The sequence below is a fragment of the Bacteroidia bacterium genome (assembly GCA_041391665.1).
Taxonomy (GTDB): domain Bacteria; phylum Bacteroidota; class Bacteroidia; order J057; family J057; genus JAGQVA01.
Window position 1 is genome coordinate 875,599 of record JAWKNO010000001.1, and the last position, 13,975, is coordinate 889,573.

Here is a 13,975-nt window from a genome sequence, read left to right on the forward strand (position 1 = left end):
TCAATAGCGTGGGGTTTAAACCCCACGCTATTGATAACATTAGCTTTTATTTATTATCTTCCCTCGTGTAAACCCTCAAGAATACCCATTCCATTATGCGCCAGTCCACAAAACTCCTCCTGATATTACTGTTCAATATGTCAGCCTATATGTCAGCGCAGCAGCTTTCACCTACTCAGACATTAACCATAGACAGCATATTTCAGGCGTGGGACAAAACCAACAGTCCGGGTTGTGCGCTTGCCGTAATCAAAGACGGAGAGATCGCCTATTCCCGAGGTTATGGAATGGCCGACCTGGAGCATGGACTGGCGATTAACCCCAGGACCGTGTTTTATATTGGTTCGGTGTCCAAGCAGTTTGTGGCAATGTGTATGCTCCTGCTGGCGGAAGACGGGCAAATCAGCCTCGACGATGACATTCATAAATATTTCCCCCAACTCCCCGACTATGGCTACCCGATTTCCATACGCAACCTGATTCACCATACCAGCGGTATCCGGGATTATCTTCAGTTGTGGGAAATGTCGGGGCGCTCCTATCTGGATAAGGTGCCTGAAAAGGAAGCCCTCGAAATCATCTGTCGCCAGAAAAATCTCAACTTCGAGCCAGGAACGCGTTATCTGTACAGCAATTCCTGCTATTTTATGATGGCGCTGATCGTACGGAAAGTGACCGGTAAAAACCTTCGGGAATATGCACAGGAGCGAATTTTTGGCCCATTGGGCATGACTTCCACACAGTATTACGATGACAACCGACGGTTGATCCCCAACCGGGCATTTGGATATGGCGAGCCGGTAAACGGCACATTTGCCAATATGATGATGCGTTTTGACCTGGTGGGTTCGGGCGGCATTTACAGCACGGTTGAAGACTTGTACAAATGGGACCAGAATTTTTACCACAATCAGATTGGAAAGCAGGGGCAGGCGTTGATTGACCAGATGCTGACAAACGGCAGATACAAAGACGGTACCGAACTGAACTACGCATTTGCACTGGAAAATGGCAAATATAAAGGTCTTCGAACCATCAGTCATGGCGGAGCATTGGGCGGTTATCGCTCAGGATTTTTACAATTTCCCGACCAGCGGGTGAGCGTCATTATCCTCAGTAATTTGGAGACATTTGACCCAATGGGCATAGCGCATGAAGTAGCCGATGTGGTATTGGAAAAGAATTTTTTGCCAGAGGTGCCTGTTTACCAGCCAAAGCCCATCAGTCTCAGCATTGAAAAACTGAAAGCCTATACCGGCTTTTACTGGAACGATTGGGATGGCAATAGCAGGGAGATTGTATTGAGGGACGGAGTTTTGTACTACAACCGGGGCGGTCAGAGTGAAAGTGTGCTTACCCCTGTCGGCGAGGGAAAATTTATCATGGGAGCCGATGCGGCGGCAATAACAACCGTAATATTTTTTGATGATCATCTGGAAGTGATTCAGGGACAGGAGCAACCAACGGTTTTGACCCGGTATGAGCCCTTTATTCCGACAGAAAAAGACCTGATTACCTACGCCGGAAAATATTACGCAGCGGACATAAAAGACACAGTTGAGCTGGTAGCTTTGGAAAACAAACTCCAGCTTGTTTTGGCCGATGGCCAGAAATTACCCCTGCTGCCCGCAATGAAAGACCAGTTTTACCACCCTTATATGGGCAGCATGCGCTTCACCCGCAAAAATGCCAAAGCCGTGGAAGGATTTACCCTCGACGCGGGCCGGGTCAGAAATGTGTGGTTTGGAAGGGGCAATTGATTTCCCTCATTCGTGATAATTTGTATATTGGGACAAATATCCATGAATGAGCAAGCCGGCCCTTATTACAGAAATCGAAAAGATTCTGGGTTTTACCCTTTATCCTGCGCCCATACACCCTGACCCCATCACCGGGCTGATGGCCTATAAAAGAGATACCCCCAAATACCAGATGGAGGGAGATCGCCTGATCGGGCTGAACCTGGCCAAAACAGGCCTGACGGATACGCAGTGGAATGCCATTACCAGCCTCTCCAATTTGCGCCCCGAAGATATGCGGGCGCTCAATCTAAGTGAAAACAAGCTGAAAGAACTCCGCTTCCCAGCCGGAATGGTGAATGTGGAGACCTTGAATGTGGAAGACAATACACTTACCTTCCCTACGGAGGAAACCACCAAACAGGGAGGTGCGGCCATTCTCAGGTTTTTGACAGCGTTGGCCAGCCAGGGGGAAAGCCAGGTATATGAAGTCAAAATGCTGATTGTAGGTGAAGGAGGAACTGGGAAAACCACGCTTTGGAACAAACTTCAGAACCCAAATCATAAAGTTCCTGACGAAACCCAACTCAGTACGGTAGGTATTAGTATCCGGGAAGGCTGGCAATTTGACCATCCGAATTTTCCCGGCACGCCGTTTCTTGTAAATCTCTGGGATTTTGGCGGGCAGGAAATCCAGTATATGACCCATCAGTTTTTCCTCACCCGGCGGTCGTTTTACGTATTGCTTGCCGACGGCAGGCGGGAAGTAGCCAATTTCCCCTACTGGTTTAAAATTATTGACCTGCTCGGTTACGATCCCAAACAGGAAAAAAAACTACCTGTTCTGGTTATTCTCAACGAAAGAGGCACGATCACCGCCCGCTGGCCTTACGATCCAGAGGCTGCTAAAATAGACTATCCCCGGCTGGACGTAATCAAACGCGATGTGGATTTTGCCAAAAAAGATGACAGACTGGAGGGGCTAACCAGGGCTATTAAGAACATCCTTTGTGAGTATATGACTCACCTTCCCTGGAAGATACCCTCATTTTGGAGCGAGGTGAGAAAAGAACTGTACAAGCTCCGTAAAACAGTCAATCACATCACCTATACCCGTTTTGAAGAGATATGCAGGGAAAAAGGGATAAACGAAGAGCTTCAAATGAGCGACCTGAGCCAGATGCTGCACGACCTGGGGATCATCTTGCATTATCACGAAGACCTCAACCTTTCCGATTTGATGATTCTGAATCCCGAATGGGCGGTAAACGCCGTATATGAAATCCTAAAACACGAAGAAGTCAAAAACAATCAGGGGAGATTTGAGAAAGAGCTTTTACTGAAGATTTGGTCGGAGAAAAAATATACTCGTGAAGAACAAAGACACCTGATGAACCTTATGCTGAAAGACAGTTTTGAGGTATGTTTTCAGGCCGAAGAAGAAGGCAAAACCGTTTATATAGCTCCTCAGTTACTTCCAGATATTCGCCCTCATTTTCCCTGGGATAGAAGTGCAAAGACCCTTCGTTATACCTACCAGTACCCATTTATGCCCAAAGGCATTATCGGACGGCTGATTGTGCGGCTGCATCCTTATATTTCCGTGCAGGAAGAGAAAAAAATAGTCTGGGAAAAAGGCATTTTGGTTATTCAGGAGAGCTGTCAAGCATTGGTAGAGGAAACTGAAGACGGCAAAACGGGAAGTAAAATCATTGCCATTGAAGTGCGAGGAGCACATGATAACTCTCGTTACCTCCTTCATCGTATTCGCAAAGAACTGGAACATATCCATACCCGATCCTTTCCCACCCTGAAATTTGAGGAAAAAATTCCCTGTTGTTGTGAAAGTTGTGTAAGTAGCAATGAGCCACACTTTTTTGATCTGAGTGTATTAATAAGCCGAGAGCAAAAAGGAAAACAAACTATTGAATGTGTTAAAAGCGGAGAGGATGTTTCAATACGAGACCTGCGGAGAGGTGTATTTTCCCAATTAAATCTTGATCATATTAGGGTTTTAGTTGAAAACGATGATCTTGAAAATGCTCTAAATTCCTTTAAATCTTACGCAGAAAGACGAAAGGATTCTAAATTAATAGACCAAATAAGCCTCGTTATATCTCAACTAAACAGATATGAAAACGATTTTAGGAAAGGACTTCTTGTCGATCACATAGAGCTAAATAAAATACGAGAGTCTATTCTCCATTTACTTACTTTTGAAGGAAAAGAATATCTTCAAAGTAGAGTTGTTGAATTTGAAAAAGAATTGAGTGAGAAACCTGATGACTCCGAAATTTGGCTTGAACTATTCAGTGTTTATCGGAAGTTAAATCGGGAAGAAGAGGCTCAACGGGCGTTCGATCAATATGAAAAAATTCAAGAAGAAAAATTTTTCAAAATCAATCTATCTGCCCCTGTTGTGCTAAAGGAGTTTAAAGTGGACGGCATCCGATTTTTCCAATCACTCAGATTGAAGTTTCAACCCAATATAAATATTCTTCTTGGTAAAAATGGATTTGGAAAAAGTCATTTTATGCGGCTTTTAGCAGCCTTCTTATTAAAAGAAAATGATCTAATAGATAAATACTTCCAAAAATGTAAACCAGAAGCAAATATAGCGCTTTATATTGAACAAGGAGAAGACGAAAAAAGTATTAAACGGAGTCCAACTGCCTTTGTGGAACATTATGGAAGAATCCCAGTATTGGCAATACCGGATTCTCGATTTATCAATCGCTCTGTTTCTCAATTATCTCCTTTAAGTGTTGAAAATAGTGATCTCCGGAGTAACGGGGCATTCCATTTTTTGCACCAAAAGCCGTATGAATCCATAATCCAGACTTTTCTGTATCAGCTTTGCATTAGTTACTTGGAAAAAGGAAAAAGCTTTGATCAACCAGTGTTTAAGTTAGTGAAGAATATTCTCAATTCACTTTCTGATAGCGACTTCGAGTTTTATGAAATCAAAAGCTTAGATAATGCCATGTTTGAAATATGGGTTCACACAGAAGGAAATAGAGATATCCCGATTCTTATACAACATGCATCTCAGGGTACATTATCTATTATATCAGTATTTGGTTTGATTTTTTTCTACCTCAGATCTATTTATCCCGACATCCCCGATGATAACTTGCTAAAGCAGAGGGCAATAGTATTCATAGACGAATTGGATGCACATCTTCATCCTAGTTGGCAACAAAAGATTATAGCCTTACTTCGAAGGATTTTTCCACAAATCCAGTTTATTATTTCTGCTCACAGCCCTCTCATTGTTTCAGGGTGCTTCTCTGGGGAAGTCTCGGTCATGCGCAAACGAGGAAAAGTAGATGATTTTGGGATTCAGCAGTATGAAGGTGATTTTATTGGAGCGATGGCAAATGAACTTTACGAAAAAGTATTTGAGATTGAAGAAGGTTTAGACAATTACCAAACAGTTAACTCAATATTTAAAGAAGATTGGGAGAAAGAAATTACAGAGTTGGAATTAATCGAAGAAACTGGTGAACTCACGCCAAAACAACAAAATCGACTTAGTAAATTGTATGATGATTTATACCATCTCAATAAATTTCTAAAAGTTAGAATAAGCAAAGAAAAAACAGATAGCCTAGAAGAAAAACTAAAAAACCTACTATTGGAAAATGAAAGACTAAAATTAGAACTTGAAAAATATTTTATCCCTGAAACAAATAATGAAATTAAGGATGAGTGATAAATGATTTTAAAATGAAAGACATTAAAAATACTCTTATTCTACTATATGCAAAGTACGAAGTAGCTTTTCTGGATTTGAATGGGAAAGTGATTGCTAATGCATTAGAAAAAAACAGTAAAGACGACCTCTCATTTGATGAAGAGCAAGAAATCTATAGATGGCAGACCCCTATAAGGGAAGCAAAATTAAAACTAGAAAGAAGAGTTTCTTTTGAACAATTGCCGGATGAACAAGTGATTCATTGCTTGAAGTTTGCCTATGAATTAATTGATGAAAGCAAAAGAACATATAACCCCTCCCTTAATCGACAAAAACAGATACTCAGAGCACTTATTTCGTCTACTTTTTTTCATATATGGACTTCAGAAATCCAATCTCATTTTAACCTAATCTTTGATAAGCTAATGGGGTGGAATTGCTTTTTCTTTTCTTTTGATATTGATTTCCTGCCTTATAGACAATATAAAGAGTTAATAAAGGCAATTATCCAATCTTCTAAAATTTTAGTTAACGAAAAAGAGTTAAAAAAAAATAATTCCTTTGCCATAATACTAAGCGAGTACTTGCGATTGAATGGAGTAATAGGGCATCATACTCATTCAACTTATCTAGGAATCACACCTGAACTGGGAGATCACTGCGAAAAATCAATGACTTTTATTCAACTCATTAATCGGGATATACTGCATAAAGTTGGAAATAATTGTTTTCAAGAATATAAAATCTTTATGAATCACAATGGTTCCTCATTAAGGGAAGTGCGGGAGAGAATTGTGAAAGAGAAGTGTTTTTTTATTAGTACTGATACCCTTACTTCCGAAAATTTGCCATCTACTCATACTGACTGGTACACTGATATTTCAACCAATCAGATTCTCATTACAAGCAATCCTGAAGAATTTATGTCACTCGCAGAGAAGATTAAGCATCATATCCTTACAGCTAGGAATCAAGCTATTGAGGCTATTTTAGATCAAATAAAATCACAAGCAGTGGCTCCCCCCTCTGATTTTGAGACTGATCCGAAAGCATATATTAACTATCTTATTAGCCAAAATAAATTAAAGATAGCGCTAGAAAAATTAGAGTATAAATCGAAAGAGGCAGAGAAGCCTTACTATAATGATGTATTAGGGCTACAAAGCCGATTAACAGGTATCGAAAGTGAGAAAGCAAAGGGCTTAGTTACTGCTAACGAATATCTTATTCAGATTGCCAATGTACGAGATGGAATTATTCAATTAGTGGACTTATTCATGTGAAGAAAAATTCTAGAGGATCGATCCACATGCGCTTTTTTTTGTATCTCTATAAAAAGTGAACAAGTACAATGTTTTATTTAGACCGGGAAGATAGATGGATTGTTTCAGACTAAGCCGTATAGTGTGTTAATTTCAGGAATTTATGGCTATTTATTTTTCGAATTTTGAAAAAACTCTCCCCCACCACGAGATGATCTTTGTGGAAGGCGGAGAGTTTGGTATGGGGGGAAGCGACGCAGAGGCTCGTGACAATGAAAAGCCGATTCATAGGGTACAGGTGTCCTCGTTTTATATGGGGAAATACCCTGTGACGCAGGCCTTGTGGCAGGCGGTGATGGGAAATAATCCATCAGAATTCAAAGGCAAAAACCGCCCGGTGGAGAAGGTATCGTGGACTAATGCAAAAACGTTTATTCAAAAACTGAATGAAAAGTCTGGCAAAACCTACCGGCTGCCCACAGAAGCGGAGTGGGAGTTTGCTGCCCGTGGGGGTATTTATAGCCAGGGATATCTCTACGCAGGAAGCGATAAACTAAAAGAGGTGGGATGGTATGATGAGAATAGTGAAAACAAAACTCATCCCGTCGGACAAAAACTACCTAACGAGTTGGGGATATATGATTTGAGCGGGAATATATGGGAGTGGTGTGAGGACGACTGGCATAACAATTATATAGATGCGCCAACTGATGGCTCTGCGTGGGTTAGCAGCGAAAATCGGGGGTCTGATCGTGTGTTTCGTGGCGGTAGCTGGGGGAGCACTCCGGACCGCTGCCGCATTGCGTTTCGCCTCAGCATTTCGCCGGTGCTTCGGGACCCTTATCTTGGCTTCCGCCTCGCGATGTCTGCACCTTCAGGTGAAGAATAGGCATTGTCAATAAATCTCCAGTTAATGCATAGTTTTTTACTGCTGAGTCCACCCAACCTCATGCAGCAGCATACCCGATTTTCATCATTTGCTCAATCGCAAACTCCAGCGCAACCGAAAGGTCTTCTTTGGTAAGTTCAGGATAATCTGCCAGAATATCTTCAACTGTCATTCCTGAGGCGTACCACCGTAAAATATCTACCACGGCGATCCTCATACCTCTGATGCAGGGTTTTCCGCTTCGCTTCCCGGGCTCAATCGTAATAATATTTTTGTAGATATACATCCGTATGGTTGATTGATGGTATCGTAAATATACAAAAATTGTGCTATTCCCTGCTATTCCTTTTTCTCATCCCCCCACCTCTCTCCGTATCGCTTGCCGATCGACCTTGTTCTGCCGGCCGCTGCGGGGCAGGGTGCGGAAGATGATGTGGTCGGGCAATGCCTCCTGATCGATGGAGTATTTGCCGTAGCGGAGTTGCTGCATGATTTCTGCTTCGGTGAGGGGTTTTTCGGCTTCGACGATGAGATAGACGACTTCGTCAAATTTTTCCTCACTGTACACGCCTACCATCACCGCTTCGGTGATGCCGGGGATCTTGTTGATCGTGGGTTCGTACAGGCCCGGGTATATGTTCATGTTGCGGCGGATGATCATGTCCTTTTTCCGGCCCGTGAGGATAAGGTTTCCTTCCGTATCAAAATAACCCAAATCTCCGCTCCGATGCGGGGTCTCTCTTTCCTCCAGATGCCAGTAGCGGGTAAATAACTGCGCCGACCGGACAAGGATTTCGCCTTCCTCATTTACCGTCACTTCTGTTTCCTCCACCGGCTTACCGAGGTTGTCTCCCTGTCCCTGCCATCGGGCTTTTTCTCTCCCGTCAATCGTCGCAACGAGCAGGTGTTCGGTCATGCCGTATAATGCCGTGATCCGGGTGTGGGAAGGCAGATAGTTGATCAGTTTTTCCAGAAAGGAGGGGTAAACCGGGGCCGAACCCAACATCACATGCTCAAGGCTTTCGGGCAACTTCCGGCCCGTTTTTTCGCAGTGCTGAATCAATTCCAGATAGTCGCTGGGCGGGCCGAAGAGAATCGTGATATGGTTTTTTTCGATAAAATCGAGTTTATACGCTGCATCTTTGCTGTAATCCCACAGGTAAACGGGGATTGCTGCGCTCAGTCCCATGAGCATAAATGAGGGCAAATGCGTAGCCACCCGCTGACCTTCCGGATTGCCCATCAGCCTGACAATATGCCCGATGCTCGCCTGAAGCGAACCAAGGGTATGTACCACGCCCTTAGGCTCTGATATCGTACCGGAGGTATAGGTAATCAAAAATGGCTGGTCGGGAGAAGTTTCGTGCAAATCTTCCGGTTGCGATTTTTGTTTTTTTAGCTGGCGCATGGGAATATGCGCCTGAAACAAAGGCATAAACGGTCCGGTGGATATGACTTTCAGTCCCCGAAAACGGGGGAAATACAGGCCTTTTTTATTTTTGCGGAAATACAACCACCGTATCAGCGGCTGCTCCTGCAACAGCAGCAGGCGAGAATCTACAAATCCCCAGCCCGGGGCAAACTGGCGGAGTTTTGCCTGGTAGTTTTCCCGGCCCATCTCGGGATCAATGATGGCGACAACCGCCCGCACCATGACCAGGGCGTAGATGATTATGAGAAAATCCTGCCCCGGAGCGGAGGCAATCACTACTTTATCACCGGCGACCATTCCGCGTTTTTGGAGCTGAATAGCGAGTTGGTGGGCGGAGGAAAATATTTCTTCCGGAAATACAGGGTGGCCGTTTTTCACCAGCGCCGGTTTGTCTGGCGGCAGGTTTTGAAGGGCTGTGAGTAGTTTATCTGTGAAGAGCATAATTAATCCCCAACCGGGTCCAGGCTGTATAATTCGAGTTCCTCCTCCTTACCCCGGAGGCGGATTTTCGTAATGTATTCCGAAACGTATTCTTTGCGGTAGTCGAGCTGCTCCAACAGGGTGTTGGACAAAAGGAGCCGCCGGTTGTAGTGGTTGCACTCCAACTGAATACGGGAAGCTGTATTGACCGTATCGCCGTGAAACACAATCTCTCTTTTGTAGTCGCCGATTTCCCCGACAATGACTACGCCGATATGATAGCCTGCTTTGAAAACCGGTTCATAACCGTATTTCTTCAGGTATCGTTCCCGCCGCTTTTCCATCCGGTCCCAGATATCAAAAAAACAATGGATACAGTTGTTGTTTTTTAGTCCAATCTTTCTGGGCCAGCTGATTACTACTTCGTCGCCTACATACTGGTAGATTTCTCCCTGACTGCTGCGCACGGGTTTGGCTATATCAAAGAAAAAGTCGTTGAGGAAATTGTGCCACTTCAAATGTCCCAGCCGCTCGGCAATGGTCGTGGAGGCGCGCAAATCCATAAACATAAAAATCCGCTCCTCTTCTTTGGGGGTGTGATAACGCCCCAGCAGGTAGTTGAAAAGGACATTGGGGCCGAGAAGTCGTGATACCAGTGTCACAAACTGCAATACAAGCAATACTACCAGACTGTAAAAGACTATATAGGCAAACTCGCCGCCGGCAATCCAGTTTGACAGCACGGGAGAACTTGCCAGGTCGGAGAAATTGGTCTCAGTGGTAAGCGCGGTGTAAATACCCGCGACCAACACAAGCGATATGCTGATCACTGCGAGATAAACCAGGGTACGCACTAACAAGACAATCATAAACTGCTGTCGCCGTAAGTTGGTATTAAATAACCAGCGGTCGAGCAATCCGGTAAAAAAACCTATCGAAAACCCGATACTGACGGTTACGGCGATAAGTTTCCATTCACCACCCAGATTTAATACGGCATAGACAATCCCTACGATCCCTCCGTAGAGGCCCCTTTCTAATAATCTGGAGAATGCCTGGTTGTTCATAAATACTGATAAAAGTATGAAGTTACGGCAATAGTTGACCCTAAGTTACAATCAGAGGTTTGGGTTAATCCAATGTTGATTTTCTTCATTGACATCGGGAAACGCTTCATGTCCCAGAATGACTTCCCTGACCGGTTGTTCCGTCTTGAGTTTTAATACAGTCTCTGTTTGTCCATTTGCCCATACCGCTGCGGAGGTATATAATTGCTGGCCGGTTCCGTCTTCAAATACAATTTTCAGGTAAACAGGAATCGGCATGGTGCCAACCTTTTCAATAGTTATATGTGCCTGTTTCCCTTTTACTGCAACCTCTTTTAATCCCAGATCGGGGACACCATAGTCAAAAAACCACGCTTTCCAGAACCAGTTCAGGTTTTTCCCGCTGACATCATTAAAAGTATTAAAAAAATCCCAGGGGAGCGGGTGTTTTCCTGCCCAGCGTTCAATATAGGTTTTCAGACATTTTTTATACACCTGATCACCCAGCATATCGCGAAGGGTATGATAAGCGCAGGATGGTTTGTAATAGGTGTTTTCCAAATACGGCCACCCTGACAACCATTTGCTGGGCATAATCAGGGGAAGATCATCTTCGGTACCGGCAGCCCTGACATAACTCATGACATTGTAGTACATGGGGTCGCCATTTTGCGATTCTTCTTTATATACAAGGTCATTGGGGAAAATATTTGCCCAGCCTTCGTCCATCCAGGAGTATTTTCGCTCATTGATACCTGTATAAAAGGGAAACCATGTATGTGCAATTTCATGGTAAGTGAGGTCTATGAGATCCGCGCGGTCATGTACTCTGCCATCGTTGCAAAGCATGGGAAATTCCATTCCGCCACCTCCCTGGTCTGCCTGAAAAACAGTCAACTGAGGATAAGGGTAGGGTAGGCCGGGAATGTTTTCCTGCATATCTGAAATAGACATCCTGGCAATCGATGCACATTCTTCATAATAAGGTGACTTTGGATCATAAACGGCATGAATATTCACCCTGCGGCCTTTTTCTGCTTCGACACTGGTCGCATCCCACTGCAGGCTATCGCTCACTCCAAAAGCAAAATCAGGCACATGGGTTGCTTTGTACTTCCAGGTGAGGAGGGAATCGTCATTTGTGAGTTTTCCATCCAAAAGATCTTCCTCCGTTACGATATGAATGACATCATCGGAGGTCGTAGCTGATTGGAGCTTTTCCACAAATCGGGGTAACAGCACTGCATCCATATTTTGGAGTTCGCCGGTCGCCCATACCAAAGTCTGTCCGGGTATAGTGATTTCTACTTCATAGTCGTGAAAATCATTGTACATCTCCTGACTTGGGGTATAATTGAGTCTGTCCCATCCATCGATATCGTCATAAACGGCAATCTGGGGGTACCAGTAAGCGACAAACCAGGTCCGCGGGCCAAATGCTCCCATTCGCTCGCTGAATCCGCGGGGAAATGTTACCTCCCAGTCTATTTCCATCTCCAGACTTTCGCCCGGCCTTAGGAGTTTGTCGAGAGGGATAATGAGGTTGGTTCCGTTGCGGGAGAGTCGGTTTGTTCGCCAGTAATATCTACTCTCACCCGGCGCGTCTGAAATATTTATTTCCTGCTGATTGATAGTCAGGCGGCGAATGACCACGCCATCATTGATGATATCTGGAGAAAATTGGACATTGCGGATTCCCCCTTTTTTCAAAAGGTCTGGATACAGGCGTACCACCATTTGATTGAGCGCATCGGGACTTTGGTTGTAATACGTGACTTTCTCTGTGCCGCTGAGTTTCCCCAAATCAGGGTCAAAATTTGCGCGGATGTGGTAGGCTGCCCGATTGATCCAGTAATTTTTTCCCGGATTTCCATCTCTGGTTCTTGTTCCATCTTCGTAAGCCATTTGCATGGAGCGAGGAACGAAAAGTTCGGTAGATTGACAGAAAGCCAGATGGACCGACCCCCAGAAAAGTTGTAAAACAAGGGCTCCAAAGGGTAATACTTTCATACCAGAGAGTGATTAAACGGTGATATGACCAGATTCAGGGAAATGGTCGGCAAATATTTCCAGAAAATCATCTATTCGCTGATAGTTCAGCAATCCTGGCTCCTCCTCCGCTTCTTCTCCAAAGGAAAATCCATAGGGCTGAAAATCGCCAGACTGAATATACGCCTCTGCTTCGTCAATATCCGGAAAGTGGAAAAAAATATGTTTGGCTACCGCGCTATAAGTCTTTGCTGCGGAAATGGCAGGGAGCTGGATTTCAAACTTCAATTCTTTTTCCATGGATTCTGCCAGTTGTACCAGCCTTTGGATCTCTTCCGGGGTAGCGGTGTGGTCTGTACGGAGGATAACTGCATCAGTGTAAGAGAAGATGAGATCATTCCATTCAGAAGCAGGGATTGTAATATATTTCCATGAAAACATTTTTTCTACTTCAGAAAGTTCTTCCAGGCTGGCGACATTCATTTCGAGCACAATGCCAGGGCCGGAGAGCCAGTTGACGATATTCCAGATCAGGCTGGCAGATAATTTTTTGTCGTTGCCGCGTTCAAGACTGAAGCTAATCAGATCAAAACCTACAGCTGCGCTTGAGCGCGCATCCTGAAGATTTATTAAATTGCTGATCTTAAGTTTTGGTCGCACAGGAAGATTGATTAAAAGATGAAGACGAAAAGTTTGGGCAAATTTAAGACTTATTATCGAACGATTAAATTATGGCAGAAAACACCTTTATTCCTTTTTCCCGTCCTGTTTATGACGGTGAAGAGCTGATCAGACGCAGCAGGGAGCATTATGAATGGATGGATCAGCGCCGCACCCTGCGGGCATTTTCAGACAAGGCTGTTCCCCGGGAAGTAATAGAAAACCTGATACTAGCTGCATCTACGGCACCTTCCGGTGCGCACAAACAACCGTGGACCTTTTGTGCGGTAAGCAATCCCGGGATCAAACAAAAGATCAGAATTGCCGCCGAAGAAGAAGAGTATCGCAATTACCACGGCCGGATGCCAGAGGACTGGTTGGCAGATCTTCAGGCATTTGGCACAAACTGGGAAAAACCATTTCTGGAAATCGCGCCGTGGTTAATTGTTGTATTTCGCCGTGCGTATGAAATTGAAAATGGAGAAAAGCGCAACAATTATTACGTGCAGGAATCGGTGGGACTCGCTACGGGGTTTCTCTTAGCGGCGATCCATCAGGCGGGACTGGTAGCCCTTACCCATACTCCCAGTCCGATGAATTTCCTCATTGAAATTTTAGGTCGCCCGGAAAATGAGCGCCCTTTTTTGTTGATTCCGGTAGGGTATCCGTCATCAGATGCGACGGTGCCTTTACTCGAAAGAAAACCACTTTCAGAAATTGCCTGTTTTTTCTGATCCACGATTTTTGGCAGGTCTGACCATTAAACAGACGGAATGCGCAAACTATCAATCCATTCATGCAATAAATATTACACGTAGGGGTATGAATGGAATAATCGGGA

The 13,975-nt window shown here is 44.3% G+C and carries 10 protein-coding genes; 5 read left to right on the plus strand and 5 right to left on the minus strand.

Annotation, left to right across the window (positions count from 1 at the left end):
* The first annotated feature begins 95 nt into the window (after window positions 1–95).
* The 4 genes from R3D00_03685 to R3D00_03700 all read left to right on the plus strand — a co-directional run bounded on the left by R3D00_03685 (window position 96) and on the right by R3D00_03700 (window position 7,587).
* Window positions 96–1,760: a serine hydrolase domain-containing protein gene (locus R3D00_03685; protein ID MEZ4772259.1), complete on the plus strand. Its 1,665-nt coding sequence runs from the start codon at window positions 96–98 to the stop codon at window positions 1,758–1,760.
* A 274-nt stretch (window positions 1,761–2,034) separates the two neighbouring features.
* Window positions 2,035–5,454 carry a COR domain-containing protein gene (locus tag R3D00_03690; GenBank protein ID MEZ4772260.1) on the plus strand — a complete coding sequence of 1,140 codons (3,420 nt, stop codon included), beginning with the start codon at window positions 2,035–2,037 and terminating at the stop codon, window positions 5,452–5,454.
* A 14-nt stretch (window positions 5,455–5,468) separates the two neighbouring features.
* Window positions 5,469–6,719 (plus strand): hypothetical protein, encoded by a 1,251-nt coding sequence (locus R3D00_03695; GenBank protein MEZ4772261.1) that lies wholly within the window; start codon window positions 5,469–5,471, stop codon window positions 6,717–6,719.
* A gap of 142 nt (window positions 6,720–6,861) precedes the next feature.
* Window positions 6,862–7,587 carry a formylglycine-generating enzyme family protein gene (locus tag R3D00_03700; GenBank protein MEZ4772262.1) on the plus strand — a complete coding sequence of 242 codons (726 nt, stop codon included), beginning with the start codon at window positions 6,862–6,864 and terminating at the stop codon, window positions 7,585–7,587.
* Window positions 7,588–7,645: 58 nt separating this feature from the next.
* Here the strand turns inward: R3D00_03700 and R3D00_03705 are convergent, their stop codons facing one another.
* The 5 genes from R3D00_03705 to R3D00_03725 form a co-directional block, all read right to left on the minus strand.
* Window positions 7,646–7,873 (minus strand): DUF433 domain-containing protein, encoded by a 228-nt coding sequence (locus R3D00_03705; GenBank protein MEZ4772263.1) that lies wholly within the window; start codon window positions 7,871–7,873, stop codon window positions 7,646–7,648.
* 66 nt (window positions 7,874–7,939) lie between these two features.
* A complete protein-coding gene (locus tag R3D00_03710; GenBank protein MEZ4772264.1) occupies window positions 7,940–9,460 on the minus strand; it encodes a class I adenylate-forming enzyme family protein in 1,521 nt (506 codons plus the stop codon).
* Between the two features lie 2 nt (window positions 9,461–9,462).
* Window positions 9,463–10,506 (minus strand): adenylate/guanylate cyclase domain-containing protein, encoded by a 1,044-nt coding sequence (locus tag R3D00_03715; GenBank protein ID MEZ4772265.1) that lies wholly within the window; start codon window positions 10,504–10,506, stop codon window positions 9,463–9,465.
* Between the two features lie 51 nt (window positions 10,507–10,557).
* The gene (locus R3D00_03720; GenBank protein MEZ4772266.1) at window positions 10,558–12,495 is read right to left on the minus strand and encodes a M1 family metallopeptidase; all 1,938 of its coding nucleotides are present in this window, start codon (window positions 12,493–12,495) and stop codon (window positions 10,558–10,560) included.
* Between the two features lie 12 nt (window positions 12,496–12,507).
* Window positions 12,508–13,134: a hypothetical protein gene (locus R3D00_03725; GenBank protein MEZ4772267.1), complete on the minus strand. Its 627-nt coding sequence runs from the start codon at window positions 13,132–13,134 to the stop codon at window positions 12,508–12,510.
* Window positions 13,135–13,205: 71 nt separating this feature from the next.
* Here R3D00_03725 and R3D00_03730 point away from each other — a divergent pair, with 71 nt between their 5' ends.
* On the plus strand, window positions 13,206–13,868 hold the full coding sequence (locus R3D00_03730; GenBank protein ID MEZ4772268.1) for a nitroreductase family protein: 663 nt from the start codon (window positions 13,206–13,208) through the stop codon (window positions 13,866–13,868).
* The last annotated feature ends 107 nt before the right edge of the window (window positions 13,869–13,975 follow it).

Bases quoted from the DNA above. Each gene is read 5' to 3' on its own strand.
- R3D00_03700 (MEZ4772262.1), top strand. From the start codon at position 6,862: ATGGCTATTTATTTTTCGAATTTTGAAAAAACTCTCCCCCACCACGAG.
- R3D00_03730 (MEZ4772268.1), top strand. From the start codon at position 13,206: ATGGCAGAAAACACCTTTATTCCTTTTTCCCGTCCTGTTTATGACGGT.
- R3D00_03710 (MEZ4772264.1), bottom strand. From the start codon at position 9,460: ATGCTCTTCACAGATAAACTACTCACAGCCCTTCAAAACCTGCCGCCA.
- R3D00_03695 (MEZ4772261.1), top strand. From the start codon at position 5,469: ATGAAAGACATTAAAAATACTCTTATTCTACTATATGCAAAGTACGAA.
- R3D00_03720 (MEZ4772266.1), bottom strand. From the start codon at position 12,495: ATGAAAGTATTACCCTTTGGAGCCCTTGTTTTACAACTTTTCTGGGGG.
- R3D00_03715 (MEZ4772265.1), bottom strand. From the start codon at position 10,506: ATGAACAACCAGGCATTCTCCAGATTATTAGAAAGGGGCCTCTACGGA.
- R3D00_03690 (MEZ4772260.1), top strand. From the start codon at position 2,035: ATGCGGGCGCTCAATCTAAGTGAAAACAAGCTGAAAGAACTCCGCTTC.
- R3D00_03685 (MEZ4772259.1), top strand. From the start codon at position 96: ATGCGCCAGTCCACAAAACTCCTCCTGATATTACTGTTCAATATGTCA.
- R3D00_03705 (MEZ4772263.1), bottom strand. From the start codon at position 7,873: ATGTATATCTACAAAAATATTATTACGATTGAGCCCGGGAAGCGAAGC.